The 2642-nt window shown below is 71.9% G+C and carries 3 protein-coding genes and 1 tRNA gene; 3 read left to right on the top strand and 1 reads right to left on the bottom strand.

Annotated elements, in window-relative coordinates; genetic code table 11:
- Positions 1 to 9 precede the first annotated feature (9 nt).
- Positions 10 to 735: a class E sortase gene (locus HCN56_RS24990; RefSeq protein WP_167974847.1), complete on the top strand. Its 726-nt coding sequence runs from the start codon at positions 10 to 12 to the stop codon at positions 733 to 735.
- A gap of 91 nt (positions 736 to 826) precedes the next feature.
- On the opposite strand, the gene HCN56_RS24985 is transcribed toward HCN56_RS24990, so the two are convergent.
- Positions 827 to 899, bottom strand: a tRNA-Ala gene (locus HCN56_RS24985).
- A 140-nt stretch (positions 900 to 1039) separates the two neighbouring features.
- Between HCN56_RS24985 and HCN56_RS24980 the strand changes: the two genes are divergently transcribed.
- A complete protein-coding gene (locus HCN56_RS24980) occupies positions 1040 to 1600 on the top strand; it encodes a helix-turn-helix domain-containing protein (RefSeq protein ID WP_167974845.1) in 561 nt (186 codons plus the stop codon).
- 13 nt (positions 1601 to 1613) lie between these two features.
- A partial coding sequence (locus HCN56_RS24975; RefSeq protein WP_167974843.1) for a serine/threonine-protein kinase occupies positions 1614 to 2642 on the top strand: 1029 nt, incomplete at its 3' end.

Below are 2642 nucleotides of genomic sequence, written 5' to 3'. Positions count from 1 at the left end.
CGTGGCGTCATGTCGTCCTCGTTCGCCGCGCGCCCCGGGCGCGCGGCCCGCTGGATGCTCGCCGGGTTCAGCCTGTTCGGCGAGCTGCTCATCACCGCCGGCATCGTGCTCGGCCTCTTCGTCGCCTACTCCCTGTGGTGGACCAACGTGGTCGCCAACCAGGAGGCCCGGCGCGACGGCGACGCGGTGCGCGAGCAGTGGCAGCGGCAGGAACCGACCGAGCCGGGCCAACCGCCGGTGTACGACGCGGAGGACGGCATCGGGTTCCTCCATGTGCCCGCGATGAACGAGGGCGAGATCCTCGTCAAGGAGGGCATCGACCTCGACATCCTCAACGGCGGTGTCGCGGGCTACTACGACGAGCCCGTCGAGTCGGCGATGCCCTGGGACGAGGAGGGCAACTTCTCCCTGGCCGCCCACCGCGACGGCCACGGGGCGAAGTTCCACGACATCCACAAGGTCGACGAGGGCGACACCATCGTCTTCGAGACGCAGGACACCTGGTACATCTACACCGTCTACTCGACGCTGCCCTCGACCTCCCGCTACAACACCGCGGTCCTCGACCCGGTGCCCACGGAGTCCGGCGCCACCGAGCCGGGCCGCTACATCACGCTCACCACCTGCACGCCGATCTACACCTCGACGTACCGCTACATCGTCTGGGGCGAGCTGGAACGCACCGAGCCCGTCGACGAGGAGCGCACCCCGCCACCGGAACTGGCGGGGAGCTGAACGGCGCCGCGCGGGCAGGCGGGGGCGGGAACGAGAGAGGCCCGGCCGGTGTGACCGGCCGGGCCTCTCGGCGCCTCGCGGGCGCCGGGGGTGGAGCGTAGGAGAGTCGAACTCCTGACATCTGCCATGCAAAGACAGCGCTCTACCAACTGAGCTAACGCCCCATGCAGGACCAGGGTACCCAATCTTCCGCCCTGATTCCGACCGGGTATCGCCCGACGCGGCTCGGCTCCGTAGGATGACGCGGACTTCGCGTACGTGAAGCCCCACCGGGGGACCAGGGGACGACAGGGGAGAAGGAGATATGGAGACGGGGCAGCACGAGGCCACCGATCGCGCACGTGAGCAGCAGACCACTTGGTACGGCGAACCGCTCGGCACACTCTTCCGCCGTCTCATCACCGATCTCGGACTCAACCAGGCGCGTCTCGCGGTCGTCCTCGGACTCTCGGCCCCGATGCTGTCGCAGCTCATGAGCGGCCAGCGGGCGAAGATCGGCAACCCCGCCGTCGTGCAGCGGGTCCGGGCCCTGCAGGACCTCGCCACGGAGGTCCGCGGCGGGCAGGTGAGCGCGGCGGAGGCGACCGCCGCCATGGAGGAGATCCGCCGGAGCGCCGGCGGCAACGTGCTCGGCCCCAACTCGACGTCGACCCGGTCCGGTCAGACGGGCGTCCCGGCCAACCCCACCAAGCGGGTGGTCCGGGAGATCCAGGCGCTGCTGCGCTCCGTGGCCGACGCCTCCGAGATCCAGAGCGCCTCGGCCACCCTGGCCGACACCCATCCCGAACTGGCGGAGTTCCTGCGGATCTACGGGGTCGCACGGACCCGCGACGCGGTGGAGCACTACGAGAAGCACCAGGGCTGAGGGCGGGAGCACCATGGGCGAGGTCTTCGCGGGGCGGTACGAGCTGATCGACCCGATCGGCCGGGGCGGGGTCGGCGCGGTGTGGCGGGCCTGGGACCACCGGCGCCGCCGCTACGTGGCGGCCAAGGTGCTCCTGCAGTCGGACGCTCACACCCTGCTGCGCTTCGTGCGGGAGCAGGCGCTGCGCATCGATCACCCCCACGTCCTGGCGCCGGCGAGCTGGGCGGCCGACGACGACAAGGTCCTGTTCACCATGGACCTGGTCTCCGGTGGTTCGCTCTCCCATCTGATCGGCGACTACGGCCCGCTCCCGCCGGAGTTCGTGGTGACGCTGCTGGACCAGCTGCTCTCCGGCCTCCAGGCGGTGCACGACGAGGGCGTCGTCCACCGGGACATCAAGCCCGCCAACATCCTGCTGGACGCCACCGGTGCCGGCAGGCCGCGGCTGCGGCTGTCGGACTTCGGCATCTCGATGCGGAAGGGCGAGCCCCGGCTGACGGAGACCAACTTCGTGATGGGCACGCCGGGTTACTTCGCGCCCGAGCAGATGCTGGGCTCCGAGCCGGACTTCCCCGCCGACCTGTACGCCGTCGGACTGGTGGGCCTGTACCTGCTGACCGGGACCAAGCCCGACTCACAGGAGCTGTACGAGGCGTACGAGGACGGCCGCCCGGACGCCCCGGAGGGGGTGCCGGACCAGCTCTGGGACGTCCTCGGGGCGCTGCTCCACCCCGACCCGCAGAACCGTTTCCGCTCCGCGACCGGAGTGCGGCGCGCGCTGGCCCAGGCCGCGCTGCTGCTGCCCGAGCCACCGGCCGACCGTGAACCCGTCGAGGTGTTCGACCAGATCGGCCCGTTGCCCGGCGGCTTCGGCCCCGACGGGCCGGTCGCGTCGGCCGACGGGGCGGCGGAGGGCGACGGCGCGACCGGTACCTCGCCCGCCGAGGTGCGCCGCCCGGGCGGTACCGGGCCCACCGCGCCGCTGACCGACGGCGCCGCGCCGGGGGCGTTCGGCGCCGCGGCGGCCGTGGGGTCCACCGGC

The organism is Streptomyces lonarensis, assembly GCF_012033735.1.
Lineage (GTDB): Bacteria > Actinomycetota > Actinomycetes > Streptomycetales > Streptomycetaceae > Streptomyces > Streptomyces lonarensis.
Note: the sequence above shows the minus strand (reverse complement) of the source record. Positions and strands in the feature narration are given on the sequence as shown.